This window comes from Streptomyces sp. NBC_01314 (assembly GCF_041435215.1).
Taxonomy (GTDB): Bacteria; Actinomycetota; Actinomycetes; order Streptomycetales; family Streptomycetaceae; genus Streptomyces.
Genome location: NZ_CP108394.1, coordinates 213,710 through 228,227, shown reverse-complemented (window position 1 = coordinate 228,227; position 14,518 = coordinate 213,710). Strand labels below are relative to the sequence as shown.

Below are 14,518 nucleotides of genomic sequence, written 5' to 3'. Positions count from 1 at the left end.
CACTCGTGAAGCTAGTCGAAGCAGCTACCGACGGTAGTTAAAGAACAAGCGTACGTCCAGCAGTCCGGGCGTCATTGCAGCTCAGAAGGGGTGCAGGTGATGTAACCGGGCGTCAAGCTCAGGATAGCCAGCCGGTGTGAGTCCGGTCCGGGGAGACGCCAGGGTCCCCGGTAGCCGACTCCCGGCGTCGCTCGAAATGGTGGCGTCGAAGTGGAGTGACAAGCGCCCATCGGGGGCGTGCAACCGACCAGTCCGCAACATGAAGTGAAGCCTGCAGCGTCGTCATTTAACCCCCGCTCCGCTGGGGCGGGCCAAGGAGGAGCCGAGCCTGTGCTTGTTTGGCGAAGGCCACGGAAGACGATCTCGGACCTGGAGCGGTCGTCGAAGAACCTCCCGGCGTAAGGGGCGTGGAATGGTCGGAAGGTTGTCCTGGGAACTGGAGAGAGCCTCCTCGGCCCCGGGTTTGCGGCCCGGGAAGCGTGGCCTTCCTATAACCGGCAGAACCGGGAAATGGCAGGTTGTCGAGAGGCAGTCGGAGGGGGTCGTAGTAGTGACGATCGGTGGGACAACACAACCCGCTGGGAGCGAAGGGCCCCTGCTTCATCGATGCGATTCGCCAACAGGGAGGGACCCGGATGAGTGCCGTTTCGGCTAGTTCCATCCGCCGGGAGGAAGGCGCCGCAGGACCGGGACGCCGTCCTCTGGACAAGGTCCGAACCCTGCAACGGACGCTTTACCGCTGCGCCAAGCAAGAACCCGAACGCCGGTTTCACGCCCTGTATGGCCATGTCCACCGCATGGACGTTCTTCGGCGGGCGTGGGCCGGTGTGTGCGCAAACCGGGGTGCCCCCGGCGTGGACGGCATAACCGTCGACGCGGTGGAAACCTCGGGAGTGGATACATTCCTCCAGGACCTTTCGCAGAGACTGCGGACGCATACGTATCGTCCGTCAGTGTTGCGGCGGGCCCAGATTCCCAAACCGGGACGGCCGGGAGAGTTCCGGCCGCTTTCGATCCCCACAGTGGCGGACCGAGTGGTGATGACGGCTGCGAAACTGATCCTTGAGCCAGTATTCGAGGACCGGCGGCTGGAACTGCTTCCCCGCGTGGAGGGTAAGGAGCGTCACAATGGGTAGTAGGTTTGTGACATGGTGCGTGGTGATCGTGTCGATAGCGTCGAGTACGCCCGGCGGGTCAACGCCGCCGCGGATCTGACCGGGGCGGGTGTGCCCGTGGCCGCAGCCGCCCGCACGTTGGCGAGTAGGTACGGGGTGTCGGTGCGTCAGGCACGCCGGTATCTGGAGCAGGCCGTGGCCGCAGGACATCTTGAAGTCCCTGAGTCGAGCGTGGTGTTCACCGTCAAGCTGCCGGAATCTCTGGCAGGACAAATCCGCGCCCGTGTCCACGAGAGCGACCGGGCGATCTCCGCGGTGGTGGCCCAGGCCCTGGCCGAGTTCCTGCAGCGGGATGCCCCGGAGGGCCGGCCGGGCAGGTGAGCGACCGGCCGGTTCAGGTGGAGGCGGTCTTCGACCGTCATGCGGCGGCGGACCTGGCCGCGGCCTACGCGGTGTTGGTTCCGCAGCGGCGAGCCCGGATGCAGGACCGCCTGGAGCAGGCAGGAGTGAGCGATGACAACCAGTGTGGCGATCTACGCCCGGGTGTCCTCGGCCCGGCAGAAGAAGGACCAGACGATCGGCTCGCAGACCGCGGCCCTGCGCGCGCACGCTGCCGAGAAGCGTCTTGAGCTGCCCGAGGAGTGGGTGTTCGAGGATGAGGGCCATTCCGGGGCGACCCTGGTCAGGCCCGTGCTGGAGCGACTGCGCGATCTTGTCGCCCAGGTCGGCGTGGACGTGGTCCTGTGCTACGCGCCTGACCGCCTCGCCCGCAAGTTCGCCTACCAGGCCCTGCTGATCGAGGAGTTCGCCCGAGCCGGCACCCGGGTGGAGTTCGTACGCGGCCCGCGTGGTGACAGCCCCGAGGACCAGCTGATGGTCCAGTTCCAGGGCATGTTCGCCGAGTACGAGAAGGCCCAGCTGATGGAGCGCTACCGGCGCGGGAAGACCTACCGGGCCCGCTCGGGGTCGGTCAACGTGCTGGGCGGTGCCCCGTTCGGCTACCGCTACCTGCGCAAAACCCCTGAGTGCGGGGCCACCTACGAGATCGTCGAGTCCGAGGCGGTGCTGGTGGTGGAGCTGTTCCGCCGCTACACCGACGAGGGGGCCTCCATCGCGGACCTGACCCGCTGGCTCACCAGCAGCAACATCCCCACCCGCACCGGCAAGACCCGCTGGGACCGCAGCGTGGTCTGGGGCATGCTCCGCAACCCCGCCTACGCAGGCCAGGCCGCCTTCGGCAAGACCCAGACCCTCCACGAGTCCCCGGGCCTCAACCGCCGGGCCCGTCTGGAGGGCCGCAGCACCCCCCGCGCCGTCAAGGCCGCCGACCGACCCCACGAGGAGTGGATCACCATTCCCGTTCCCGCGCTCATCACCCCGGCGACCTTCGAACGCGCCGCCCAGCGGCTCGCCGACAACAAACGCTTCGCCTCGCGCAACAGCAAGATCCCTTCCCTCCTTCAGGGCCTGTCGGCCTGTGTGAGCTGCGGATATGGCTACTACCGGACCTCGACCACCACGTCGTCCGGCAAGAAGATCTACTACTACCGGTGCCTGGGCTCGGACGACTACCGCTACGAGGGCGGCCGGGTCTGCGCCAACAAGCCCGTCCGCGCCGACTACCTCGACACCGTCGTCTGGGACCACATCATCGGCATGATCGCCGACCCGCACCTGATCCGGACCGAGATCGACAAGCGGCTGGAACGCGCCCGCACCTCCGATCCCGCCACGCGGCAGCGCGGCCGGCTCGAACTGGCCCTGGCCAAGGCCACCACAGCGATCACCCGCATGATCGAAGCGTTCCAGGAACAGCTGGTCACCCTCGACGAACTCCGCTCCCGGATGCCCGATCTGCGCGCCCGCGAGAGCAACCTGCGCGGCCAGCTCGCCGCTCTGGACGCATCGATCGCCGACCGGGACGCCTACCTCAAGCTCGCCGACGACCTCGAGGGCTTCCTCGCCCAGCTCCGCGACAACGCCGAAAGCGCCGAGGTCCCCGAACGTCAGCGCGTCCTGCGACTTCTCGTCAAGGACGTGCTCATCGGCCCCGAGAAGATCACCATCCGGCACCGTATCCCCGTCCGCGAACGCGCCACCGACGACGGCCAACATCAAGATCAAGACGCTACGGAGGGTGACTCACGCCCGAGTTACCCATTGCGTTGGGGGCGTCGTTTCCCCGCTGCTGGCGAATATCGCGCTGCACGTTCTCGATGAGGCGTGGCAGAACGAAGGCCGCCGGCTGGGGATGCTGGTGAGGTACGCCAACCTATGCCGAACTCGGCATAGGTCGGCGTACCGGCAGATCCGGTAGTTGGGCTTGCCCGTTGCCCGCCGGTGGGCCCTGCGACTGCGGGTGGCGTTCGGTCCTCCCGGACCCGCCGCGACCGCCTCGTCCAGTACGGACAGAGCGATGTTGGAGATCACGGGTGACAAGATCCCGCCTTGCGGTGCACCGGCCCTCGACTCCTTCAGCCCGGAGTCCTCGGTGAGGATCCCGGCCTTGAGGAACGCCTTCACCAAGTCCATGACGCGTTTGTCCCCGACCCGGGCCCGCATCCGTCGCAGAACGGGTGCATGCCCGATGTTGTCGAAACACGCCTCGATGTCGCCCTCGACCACCCACTCATAGGAGCGGGAGGCCAGATGGTGACTCTCGGCGATCGCGTCATGGGCCCGGCGCTTGGGGCGGAACCCGTAGGAACACGGGAGGAAGTCCGCCTCGAAGATCGGCTCCAGGACCAGCTTCAAGGAAGCCTGGACCACCCGGTCGCGGATCGTATTGATCCCCAGGTAGCGGACCTTGCCGCCCGCCTTGGGGATCCCACGCTGCCGCACCGGCAAGGGCCGGAAGGTGGCGGGCCTTCAACTCGGCCCGCAACTCCGCAAGGAAGCCCTCCAGTCCGCGCACGTCCTCGATGTAATGGGCGGTCACGCCGTCCACTCCGGCCGTGCGCGCACCCTTGTTGCTCCGCACCCGCATCCACCCTGCAAGCAGGAAGGCCGGGTCGCAGACGAGATTGTGCAGGTCATCAAACCGGCGAGAGGATCCTCCGCCGCCCAACGGTGCAGCTTGGCCTGGATCTTCAGTACCCGGCGTTCGGCCGCATACGCGACCTCCTCCAGCTCGTCGGTATTCACCAACGACCTCCTGGCATTCCAGCTTCCGCACTGCCGACTTGCTGGACCCCTTCGCCATGTACGCGACTCTCGCGCGCTCGGACTACTACGGATCCTCCGCCCCACCACGAGACCGCCAGCCGGCGACGGGCCTGACCCCACTCCCGGCCCGGAAGACCGGTGCGGGGGCGGCCTCGGATGGTTCCCACGTTCCCTGTGTGCCGATCGGCCAGGATGGGTGCCCTGCTTTGCCCCGGCAGCCTCGCCGTGCCTACGCCGCAGTCCTTCGGCACAGCCACCGGACCCGAAGACTTCTCGGGCTCCGGAGTCGGCGGCCCGCATGTAGGGCAGCCGCGTACTGCATCCCGGCCCAGATCCACCAGGTTGGAGCCGGTACAACGCTTACGGAGCTTTAACCGCAGGTTCCTCACGTACACCTTCTGGCCTCGCTTGCCGGACCCGCACCGTCTGGCAGTACCGGCGCGTCCCGTCGTTGTCGGGGCTGCTTCCCGCCCTCCCCGGCGTCCCCCGGGTCGGACTGCCCCCAGCTTCTACCGGACCGCTGCGACGGCCCGGCGGCAGTGGCCTTGCACCACCACTCGGTCACACAGAACTTCGTGGCGCACCCATGCATCGCTTGAGGACATCACGCTCCATCTCCAGCTCGCGGATCCGCTTGTTCTTCTCCGCCGCAGCCGCTCCAGCTCGGCCCGCTCTGGTTCGCGCAGCCGCCCGCCCGGTGCGGGCTCGGCAGGCTGGTCGGACGACGCCGACCCGTTGCGCCGCCACCGCGACACCCAGCTGTGCAGCGTGCCGGAATGCACACCGAGCTCCTCGGCGACCTCCGGGATCGGCCTGCCCGTCTCGATCACAATGCGTACAGCACCCTCACGGAACTCAGGCGTGTACGTCCGTTGCTTGGACCCCATGAACCCCAACTTCCCCTGCAATCACGGACTCCACGCTACGAGGGGAGGGACATCATGAGGGCGGCCATGGACGACGTCGAGCTCAACGACTTGGTCAGCGGTTGAGGACCATGAGAACGCAGGGGAGGCCCGCGAAAACTTCTCGGTATGGCGGACCTTGAACCTCCATCCGCACCGATCCACTAACTGTCTGCAAGCAGACGAACCAAACCGGTGTCACATGAGGAGACCCGTCCGGATGCACGGTACTCAGCCAGACGTTCTTCTCATCCGCTCATCTCACCCGCGCACTTCTGCCAGAACGCCTCGGTCGACGGCCCGGACGCCTCGCGCCTTCGCCCTACTCCCGTGGGACTGGACCGGCCAGTCCGTTCTCCCAGGCCCAGGCGGCGATACCCACCCGGTTACGGGCCTTCAGCTTCGCCTGGACGTTAGCGACGTGGGTCTTGGCGGTGCCCGCCGAGATGAAGAGCTTCTCGCCGATCTCGGCGTTGGTGAGGCCCTCGGCGACCAGCCGGGCGATCTCGTCCTCCCGGGCGGTGAGAGGCGACAGGGCCGTGGGCGCTGCCGGGGCGGGGGCAGGGGCGAGGGTCTGGAGCAGCCGGACCGTGATCTGGGGGCTGATGAGGATGTCCCCGGCCATCGCCGCCCTGACCCCCTCGATCAGCAGCCCGGGACCCGAGCGCTTGAGCAGGAATCCGCAGGCGCCGTCGTGCAGTGCCGTGCGTACGTAGTCGTCGTGGTCGAAGGTGGTGGCGACGAGGACACGCATCGGGTCGGGTACGCCGGGGCCCGCGAGGCGCCGGGTGAGTTCGAGGCCGTCCAGGCCCGGCATCCGGATGTCGGCGAGGACCAGGTCGGGGCGCAGGGTGCGGGCGAGCTCGATGGCGGTGAGGCCGTCCGCCGCCTCGCCGACCACGGTCATGTCGGGCTGCGAGCCGAGAATCAGGCGGAAGCCGCTGCGTACGTCCTCCTGGTCGTCGGCGATCAGGATGCGGGTCGGACCGAGGGACGTCGTCATGGGGTCTCTTTCGGGAGTGCGGCAGGCAGGACGGCGGTGAGCTGCCAGCCGCCCTCGCCGTGCGGCCCCGCCGAGAGGGTTCCGCCGAGGGCCTGGGCGTGCTCGGTGAGAGCGGGGAGGCCGAGGCCGCCCCGGGAGACGCGGCGGTGGGCCGGGGCGGGGCGGGCACCGCGGTCGTTGGTGACCCGGATCTCCACAGTGGTGGCCGTGGGGGTGAACGCGACGGTGGCGCGGGAGGCGTCGGGGGCGTGCCGGCGGATGTTGGTCAGCGCCTCGACGACGATGCGGTACGCGGCAGAGCCCGCCTCGCGGGAGAGCGCCTCCGTGACCAGGGAAGGTAGGTCGAGATGCGCCTCGGTGGCGCCCGCCGAGGTGAAGTTCTCTATCAGCAAAGGCAGTTGGGACACATCGGGGAGCGGCTCGGTGGTGGGTGCCTCCGGACCGTGCAGCATCTGCACGGTCCGGTCCATCGCGGCCAGGGCGCTCAGGCCCGCCTTCTCGATGCGTTCCAGGGCGAGCACCGCCCGGGAGGGGTCGGTGGCGGCGACGAAGCGGGCCGCCTGGGCCTGGACAACGATCCCGCTGATGTCATGGGCGACGAAGTCGTGCAGGTCGCGGGAGAGCTGAAGACGCTGGGCGCTGCGGGCCTCGGCCACCGCGCTCCGGCGACGCTGTTCCTGGCGGCGGGGGTAGGCACCGGCCGCCACCGCGGCGGCTACGGGGAGCAGCCAGAAGGTGGCGATTCCGATGGATTCCAGGAAGGACTCACCGGTGACCAGCGGCAGCGGCCAGAGGGTCACCGCGAGGGCGGTCAGCGGGAGGGCCGACTTGAGTTCGCGGAGGGGCGACCAGCGGGTGACCCCGGCCACGAGGAGGAGCAGGACGGCGGTCTCCGCCAGCTTCCAGCCGGAGCCGAAACCAGCCTTCGGCAGGGCGAAGCTGGTGGTCAAGGAGAGGACCGCGCAGACCGCGGTCGGGCGTGCGAGGCGGCCGAGCCGCTGACGAACCGCGGCACGGGGGCCGGCGACGGCCCACGCCAGCGTGCCCGCGGCCGCGAGCGACGGCAGAGCGCCAATCACCGTGACGGCCGGGCCGGTTGATTCCCACATGGTGATCAGCGTACGGGTGTGCGATATGGCGGGGCTCTCTGCCGAACGGCATAGAAGGGCCGGGCGGCGGCGCGATCTTTGTGCCGATCGGCGGATGGGATGGCGGGGGTGCCGGAGGTGAAGCTTGAGCCGTTCAACCGACCACGGCAACACAAACACCCTCCAGAACACGGGAGTTCATTATGCGCAAAACCGCAATCGGCGCTACGGCAGCCGTCGCCGTCCTCGCCGGGCTGGTTGCCGCCGGGCCCGCTCCTGCGGCCCCGGCTGCGTCCGTCGAGAAGAAGCCGGCGAAGACCGCGAGCGTCCATGGGGAAGCGCGCATCTCCTACATAGAGTCGATCGACGACGACATCCGCTTCACCATCCATGCCGAACAGACGCCGTTCACCCGGCCGGTGCCCCCCAACGCCCCCGAGGGACTGCCCACGGATGCCCGGGGCACGCTGAAGTTCTCCCACACCCCCCGGGGCGGAGCCACGGGGTGGGCGGAGGCCCGGGTGGACTGCCTGGTCACCAGCGGGCGGACGGCGACCCTGACCGCGGTCGTGACGAAGTCGAACGTCGAGGAGGTCGGCGCCCGGCTGGGCATCAGCGTCCAGCAGGGCGGCAAGGGCGAGCCGGACCGGCTCGGCTTCTCCTGGGGGGTGGTGAACGTCGACCCGGGGAACGTCGATGAGAACGGCTGGCCCGTAAGGCCGCAGGCCGGTACGTGCATGGCCCCCGCACCGTTCACGACCGTGATCAAGGGCGGCTTCAAGGTGGTCCACGCCGAGATCACCAAGTCTCCCGCGCAGCCCGAGGCGGCGATCCGCCGTGGCTGACACCCTGGTCGCCGGGACGCCCGTCACGGCCGCGCCCCAAGTCCCCCGTTCCGTCCGCCTGGCGGCGCACGCTGCCGCGCTGACCCTGGTGCCGTCCGGGCTTTGGCGCATGGCCATCGCCCTGGGTTGGGACTCCGGATTCACCGACGAGTTCCTTGGCCCGGGAAACTTCCCCGGCGCCGGGTCCTTCTACCTCATCGGCCTCAGCCTGCTGGCCGAGGCACTCGGACTGCTCACCCTGGGCCTGGTCCACAGATGGGGCGAGGAATTCCCGCACTGGGTGCCGGCCCTGGGCGGCCGGAGAATCCCCGTCATGGCGGCGGTGATCCCCGCCTCGCTCGGCGCGGCTCTCGTCACCCTCATCACGTTCACCGGCGCGTTCGCCTGGAACGACGCGGACAACATGGGTGCCGCCGGATCCCCCGATGACGGCCACTACTGGCTGATGACCGCCTGCTATCTCCCCCTGCTGGCCTGGGGTCCGTTGCTCACGGTGGTCACGGCGGCCTACTACCGCCGCCGACGTCGGGGTCGCTGAGTCCCGCCGTCCGCAGATCCTGGAACATGCGCTCGAGCCGTGCTCCGGAGGAGCGATCGGCCCGCACAGACAGGCTAGACCGGACCGGCGGGCCGGGCAGGAGCAGTGAACAATCCTGCGGATCTCGACGTGCATCGCGCGGGCATCAGTCGCACCTCCCGTATCGGTCAACCTCCGAGACGGCCGCCGAGGGGAATGCGACTCTCACAAATGGTCGTCTGCGATAGACCCGCGGCCGACGGCCGCCCCGGACACATCGCCCCAGGTGACGGACCAACAAAATCCCATCACATAATCAAGGCAACGAAACACTGCCCGTCGACGGGTTTCGATAGAGTCCCAGTCATGGGACACAAGATCGGTTACGCGAGGGTGAGTTCCGCGGACCAGACCCCCCGCCTTCAACTCGACGCGCTGGAGGCCGAGGGCTGCCTGAAGATCTACACCGACACCGACACCGACACCGCCACCGGCACCAAGGCCGACCGACCGCAGTGGAACGCCTGCCTGGCGGACCTACGGCCCGGGGACACTTTGGTGATCTGGAAGATCGACCGGCTCGGCCGCAACCTGCGCGACCTGATCGACATTGTCACCGCCCTGGACACCAAAGGCGTCGGAGTCAAGTCCCTGACCAACGGCATCATCGACACCACCACCGCGCACGGCAAACTGGTCTTCGGGATGTTCGCGCTCATGGCCGAGTACGAGGCCGCGCTCATCAAGGAACGCACCCAGGCCGGCCTGGCAGCCGCCCGTTCCCGAGGCCGCAACGGCGGCCGCAAGCCCAAGATGACGCCCGACCTGATCGACAAGGCCCAAAGGATGTACGACTCCCGCCAGTTCACCATGGCTGAGATCGCCCAGTCCTGCGCCGTCACCCCCATGACCATCTACCGCAACATCCGCACCCGCGAACCCGTCAACAGCTAAGTGCCACGCCATATACCGCTGCAGATTCACCGCCAGACAGCTCCGAAGATCACAGGTTTCGGGATGTCCCGTCTCATTGGATCTAGCTCTCGACCAGTGCTTTTAGCAGGCATGATGCATCGTGTGGTGAGACGGTCCGAGGCTGGCGTCTCAGTTTTTCGTGTTCGCCAACTGTGAGTGGGCGACTGTGTCTCAGTTCATCGTGTCCACGGGTGTGAAGTCTCCCTGCGAGATCCGAGGGGAGGTTCTGGCGCTCGGTTCCGAGGGGCGATTGCCCGTTGCGGTCGTGGTCAATGACGAGGTAGAGCCTGCTCGCCATCAGAATCCAGCGGCAGTTGGGAATTACTCGTTGGCTGGCGGGTCGTCGGCAGGTCTCGGGATCGCCGGATCGGGGAGAAGACCAGGATCAGTGCGGCGAGCGGGATCCCCGCTGTCGTGAGGGCCATAGCGGTGCGGAGGCCGAGTGCGGTTCCGAGCGCGCCGCCGAGCAGTGCTCCGACGGGGATCGTTCCGTAGCTGAGGAATGCGGTGCTTGCGGTGAGGCGACCGAGGAGATCCGGCGGGCAGTAGCGTTGCTGGAAGCTCGCCTTGATGATGTTGCCGGCCACGACGCCTGCGGAGACGCTGAAGCCGCCTGTCACGAAGAGCAGGATCCCGGCTCCATCGACGGTCAGCGGGATGAGCAGAGCGAGCATGGGAAGTCCCAGTTCGAACAGCAGTGTCGCGCGGGCCGTGCCGATCCGGTGGGCGACTCGGCGTGCGGCGAATGCCCCGGCCACGCCTCCGGCACTGGTGGCCGCGATGAGTGCGCCGACGGTCCCTGGGGTCAGGCCGACGCTCCGGACCAGGAAGACCACCTGGATCGACTGATATCCCATAAGGGCCAGGTTGGAGGCGGCTCCGAAGAGTGTGAGCGTGCGAAACCAGGGGTCGACGGCGATCAGCCGCAGACCTTCTCGGACTTCACTGACCAGTGAATTGGGGCGATGTTCGGTTCTGGTGACGCGTGGCTCGCGATGCCGGATGCCTGCGAGGCAGAGGAAGGAGACGAGGAATGTCGCGGCGTTGGCGATCATCCCGTTCACCGCACCTGTCAACTGTGCGATCAGGCCGCCGGAGCCGAGCCCGGCAATCTGCGCGGCGGACGCGCTGCCGTGCAGTTTGGCGTTGCCCTCGGGCTGGTCAGCGGGTTCCAGAATGCTGGGGAGATAGGCGCTGTAGGCGGTCTGGAAGAACACAGCTGCCGTGCCCGTCAGCAGTGCGACGGCCAGCAGTAGTCCGATACTCAGCCAGCCGGACCAAGCGGCGACCGGGACGCTGGCGAAGAGTAAGAGGGAGAGTGCGGCGGCGGCCAGCATGATCGGTCTGCGCCGCAGCCGGTCCACCCAGACACCGACTGGGAGACCGATGATCAGCCAAGGGGCCCAGGTGGCGGCGCTCAGCAGGCCGACCTCGAACGTGCTGGCGTGCAAGCTGGAGACGGCAACCAGCGGCATCGCCACCCCGGTGACGGACGCGCCGAACTTGCCGGCTGTCTCGCCGCACCACAGCAGACGGAAATCGCGGTGGCGGTGCAGGAGGCCACCGCGTATGCCATGGCTCATGCGGTGCCACGCTCCTTGCGGGGGAAAGACTGGAGCTGCACGACGACAGCGAGCGCGTCCGGGGCGGGCTCGGCGTCCGGGGCAGGGGTATGGCGGGCGATGACAGCCATCAGCTCCGCGTTGAGCGCCTCCAGCTGAGTCGGGGTCATCCGCAGGTCACTCCAGTCCGAGACGGTGCCGGCGCTTCGCCACGTGTCGTCCCAGTCCTCGCTGATGTAGTTCACGACCCGGCTGAAGTACTGCTGCACCAGTTCGTGCAGGTAGACCGAGAGCGCGCCCCGGGTGTCGGGATCGTCGCGGAAATCGGCAGTGTTCAGCTCATTCGTGACGTCGACCCTTCTCCACCAGCGCTCGCGTTTCGTGCCCCGCCCGGTTTCCTCCTCGATGAAGCCGTGCTCGGCGAGGTGGCGCAAGTGCCAACTGATGGTGCCGGTGTTCTCCCCGAGGCGTTCGGCGAGTTTGGTGGCGGTGGCGGGGCCGTCCAGATTGAGAAGCTCAAAGATGTTCATTCGCAGCGGATGGGCCAACCCCCGCAGGCTGCGCGCATCGAGGCGCCGGGCGGGCTTGGCGGGCTGTGGTGTGCGTTCGGGTGCGTCAGACATGCCAACAGCGTAAGTTGCAGAGTCTTCTCTGCAGAGGATCCTCTGCAGAGAAGACTCTGTAGATATTCACCACAGCTTGGCGTGTCCTCGCTGCCGGCTCGGTGGGCCGTATGAGGGGGCGAGAAAGCATTCGACGAAAGCTTCATTTCGCGGCTTTGAGTGTGATGTAGCCATAGATTGTGGATCGTCCGATCTTGAAGGTCTGGGCGATCTTCGGGACGGGGGTGCCGGAGTCGTAGAGCTGTTGTGCCTGCTCGGCCTGTTCAGGAGTGAGTCGTGGCGGTCGCCCGCTGGTCTTGCCGCGCGCGCGGGCGGCGGCCAGGCCGTCGTTGGTGGCGGCGCGTACGAACTCGTGGTGCAGGCTGGCGAAGACGGACATCATGCCGAAGAAGTCACGTCCTTCGAGGGTATTGCTGTCGATGTTCTGCTCGACGGCCTGGAGGCGGATACCGCGGTTGCGCAGGTCGGTGCCCACGATGATGAGGTTCTGGACGGAGTAGAAGAGCCGGTCGAGCCGGGTGACCGTGATGGTGTCGCCGGAGCGGAGCCGGGGCAGCAGCAGGTCCCGCTCGGGCCAAGTGGTTTTGTGGCCGTTCGTGTTCTCGATGTAGATGGACTCCTCGGCGACGCCAGCCTGCATGAGCATGTTGATCTGTGGGACGGGGTTTTGGCCTGCGGCCGTGCGGACGTAGCCGACGACGGCCGGGGCCGACGGCGTCCGCCGGAGCGAAGGTGCGGTCGTCATGAGACGCTCACCTGCTCAGGGGCGGGACGGCCCGGAGGGCGCCAGGGATAGAAGGGCAGGCCGCGGTCGGAGGGTTCTTCCTCGATCCAGCGGACCAGCGGGTCGCGTTTGCCAGCGGCTTCGAGGCTGTAGCCGGTGGCCGCCCGCTCGCGGACTTCCCTGATGAATCGTCGCAGGTCCCGTTCCTTGCCCGTGAAGGGCAGGAACCGCAGATGCGGCGAGGCGAAGAGACCAGCGAGGGCGACGATGTCCGGGTAGGTGCAGGCGACGAGCTCCATGTCCTCTTTGAAGGCGTGCCATTTCGGGCCGCTGAGTTCGGTCATGCGCCGACGCCATCGCCGGTCGAACCGGTCGCTGTCCCACCAGCGGAAGGAGATGTCGGTGGCTTCGGCCATCGCGTAGGTGACAGTCGGCTGGCCGTGGCGGCGGACGAGGTTGTATTGGTGACGCTGGGCGCGGATCACCTCCGGGACGGTGCGCAGGTCGAGCTGCTGCCCGTATCGGCCGATCCAGCGGCCGTGCCGCAGGCAGATGTTGGTGCTGACCGGGACGTGGTGTGAGGCGTGGGTGGTGATGCCGAGGCCGGCCAGGCAGCGGGTGCAGACGGGCTGGCTCGTCCAGCCTTTGTCGGGCAGCGGCTTGAGGGGCTGCGCGGTGAAGCGGGCGGTCAGTTCCGCGGTCCGCAGGTCGGGCAGGGCTTGCAGGAGCCGGTCGACGGGGTGCCCGGACAGGCAGTGGATCGCGTGCAGGGAGGTGAGCTTGCCCGGGTGGATGCGGTCGGGGTCCTGGATGTGCGCGGACAGCTCCTGATGGGAGATGCGGTTCGCGGCGGCGAGGCGTCCCAGGTAGGAGCCGAAGGTCTCGCGGTGGAGCGGTTCGATCGTGCGGGGCAGCTGCCGCAGCCGCGGGCCGGGAAGGACCGGTGTACTCACGCGGCATCCTCGATCCCGTCGTCCTCGCCGTCGGACGGGGCCGGGTTGTCGGACTGGGTGCTGTGGTCGACCGGGACTGAGTCGAGCAGGCGGCGGGTGATGCGTTCGCTGCCGTCGATGATCGCGCTGATGGCGGACGCCCGGATCAGATGGGACAGGCTGCTGATGCTGCCGCCGGTGCGCTGGTAGAGATACTTCGCCTGCCCAGGGAGGGCCCCGCTGGGGTGCCGGTGGAGCCGCACCAGCACGTCGAACGGGGTGGAGTCGATCTCCATCAGCTCGCCCGGTCGGCAGACGGTGACCTGGTCGAAGGCCCCGTCGGGCTGGCTGGCCAGCGAGCGACGCGTGCGGGCCGAACCGGTCGTGTGCCGCCCGGCCTCCAGCCGGTTGAACAGGCGGTAGAACGTCGCCCGAGACGGCATCGTGACCGGCGGCCCGTCGAGCTTCTTCACCGCCCGCCCGACCCGTGTGAAGTAGTAGCTGACCGTGCGGGTCGAGCCGTCTGCGGCCTGGTCCATCAGCTTCCGCAGTTCGTCCACGACCCTGGAGTCCACCTGCCCCCGTGGCGGACGGCGCGGAGCATGACGCCCGTCCACCATGCCCAGCACTCCGCGTTTCTGGTAGCGCTGGCGGCGGCGCCGCACCGTGTGTCGGCTCACCGGGTGCCCCAACTCGACCGACAGCTCAGCAGCCTTGGTCGCCTCCCGGTCGGCCAGCGACGACGAGGCCGGGTCGTACTCGGGACGCGGGACCGTGCCCGCCGGGGCGTCCGGGGCCAGTCCGGTCAGCACCTCGGTCATGTGCCGGTGCCACCACAGGGCCCTCTCCGCCAGACCGGCCTCCAGCCCGTCCAGCAGCCCCGACGGCAGCAGCCGGCCCGGTCCCGAACCGACCACCTCGAAGCCGGGCGCCGTCATCAGCGTCGGCAGATGCATCGCGCTGGACTGCCCCAGCCCGTCCGCGAGCCGCACCAACATTCCGCTGATTCCCACGACCGTGTGCACCGCTCCGTCGAACCGCACCCGGTCCCCGGGCCGGACCAC

General features: G+C 68.1%; 15 protein-coding genes. 5 read left to right on the top strand and 10 right to left on the bottom strand.

Features of this window, described 5'->3' with window-relative positions; all coding sequences use genetic code 11:
• Nucleotides 1-1,148: 1,148 nt before the first annotated feature.
• Nucleotides 1,149-1,496: a hypothetical protein gene (locus tag OG622_RS00970; RefSeq protein ID WP_371572381.1), complete on the top strand. Its 348-nt coding sequence runs from the start codon at nucleotides 1,149-1,151 to the stop codon at nucleotides 1,494-1,496.
• A 132-nt stretch (nucleotides 1,497-1,628) separates the two neighbouring features.
• Nucleotides 1,629-3,335, top strand: coding sequence for a recombinase family protein (locus tag OG622_RS00965; RefSeq protein WP_371572379.1), 1,707 nt, complete (start codon nucleotides 1,629-1,631; stop codon nucleotides 3,333-3,335).
• Here OG622_RS00965 and OG622_RS00960 read toward each other — a convergent pair.
• From OG622_RS00960 to OG622_RS00940, 5 genes are all read right to left on the bottom strand, one after another.
• Nucleotides 3,258-3,956 carry a reverse transcriptase domain-containing protein gene (locus OG622_RS00960; protein ID WP_371583973.1) on the bottom strand — a complete coding sequence of 233 codons (699 nt, stop codon included), beginning with the start codon at nucleotides 3,954-3,956 and terminating at the stop codon, nucleotides 3,258-3,260. The genes OG622_RS00965 and OG622_RS00960 overlap by 78 nt on opposite strands.
• An 833-nt stretch (nucleotides 3,957-4,789) precedes the next feature.
• On the bottom strand, nucleotides 4,790-5,167 hold the full coding sequence (locus OG622_RS00955) for a transposase (RefSeq protein WP_371572378.1): 378 nt from the start codon (nucleotides 5,165-5,167) through the stop codon (nucleotides 4,790-4,792).
• A gap of 94 nt (nucleotides 5,168-5,261) precedes the next feature.
• Nucleotides 5,262-5,411, bottom strand: coding sequence for a hypothetical protein (locus tag OG622_RS00950; RefSeq protein ID WP_371572376.1), 150 nt, complete (start codon nucleotides 5,409-5,411; stop codon nucleotides 5,262-5,264).
• 96 nt (nucleotides 5,412-5,507) lie between these two features.
• Complete coding sequence (locus OG622_RS00945) at nucleotides 5,508-6,188, bottom strand: response regulator (protein WP_371572375.1); 681 nt, start codon at nucleotides 6,186-6,188, stop codon at nucleotides 5,508-5,510.
• Nucleotides 6,185-7,297, bottom strand: a complete 1,113-nt coding sequence (locus OG622_RS00940) for a sensor histidine kinase (RefSeq protein WP_371572373.1) — start codon at nucleotides 7,295-7,297, stop codon at nucleotides 6,185-6,187. The genes OG622_RS00945 and OG622_RS00940 overlap by 4 nt, the downstream gene beginning before the upstream one ends.
• Nucleotides 7,298-7,479: 182 nt before the next feature.
• On the opposite strand from OG622_RS00940, the gene OG622_RS00935 reads away from it, so the two are divergent.
• The 3 genes from OG622_RS00935 (at nucleotide 7,480) to OG622_RS00925 (ending at nucleotide 9,592) form a co-directional block, all read left to right on the top strand.
• A complete protein-coding gene (locus OG622_RS00935; protein ID WP_371572372.1) occupies nucleotides 7,480-8,121 on the top strand; it encodes a hypothetical protein in 642 nt (213 codons plus the stop codon).
• Nucleotides 8,114-8,659 (top strand): hypothetical protein, encoded by a 546-nt coding sequence (locus tag OG622_RS00930; RefSeq protein WP_371572370.1) that lies wholly within the window; start codon nucleotides 8,114-8,116, stop codon nucleotides 8,657-8,659. Before OG622_RS00935 ends, OG622_RS00930 begins: the two co-directional genes overlap by 8 nt.
• Nucleotides 8,660-9,004: 345 nt before the next feature.
• On the top strand, nucleotides 9,005-9,592 hold the full coding sequence (locus OG622_RS00925) for a recombinase family protein (RefSeq protein ID WP_371572368.1): 588 nt from the start codon (nucleotides 9,005-9,007) through the stop codon (nucleotides 9,590-9,592).
• A 290-nt stretch (nucleotides 9,593-9,882) separates the two neighbouring features.
• On the opposite strand, the gene OG622_RS00920 is transcribed toward OG622_RS00925, so the two are convergent.
• The 5 genes from OG622_RS00920 to OG622_RS00900 form a co-directional block, all read right to left on the bottom strand.
• Nucleotides 9,883-11,196, bottom strand: coding sequence for an MFS transporter (locus OG622_RS00920; protein WP_371572366.1), 1,314 nt, complete (start codon nucleotides 11,194-11,196; stop codon nucleotides 9,883-9,885).
• Nucleotides 11,193-11,798: an ArsR/SmtB family transcription factor gene (locus tag OG622_RS00915; RefSeq protein WP_371572364.1), complete on the bottom strand. Its 606-nt coding sequence runs from the start codon at nucleotides 11,796-11,798 to the stop codon at nucleotides 11,193-11,195. Before OG622_RS00915 ends, OG622_RS00920 begins: the two co-directional genes overlap by 4 nt.
• 142 nt (nucleotides 11,799-11,940) lie before the next feature.
• On the bottom strand, nucleotides 11,941-12,543 hold the full coding sequence (locus OG622_RS00910) for a recombinase family protein (protein ID WP_371572362.1): 603 nt from the start codon (nucleotides 12,541-12,543) through the stop codon (nucleotides 11,941-11,943).
• Nucleotides 12,540-13,475, bottom strand: coding sequence for a TniQ family protein (locus tag OG622_RS00905; RefSeq protein WP_371572361.1), 936 nt, complete (start codon nucleotides 13,473-13,475; stop codon nucleotides 12,540-12,542). The genes OG622_RS00910 and OG622_RS00905 overlap by 4 nt, the downstream gene beginning before the upstream one ends.
• On the bottom strand, nucleotides 13,472-14,518 hold the full coding sequence (locus tag OG622_RS00900; protein WP_371572360.1) for a hypothetical protein: 1,047 nt from the start codon (nucleotides 14,516-14,518) through the stop codon (nucleotides 13,472-13,474). The genes OG622_RS00905 and OG622_RS00900 overlap by 4 nt, the downstream gene beginning before the upstream one ends.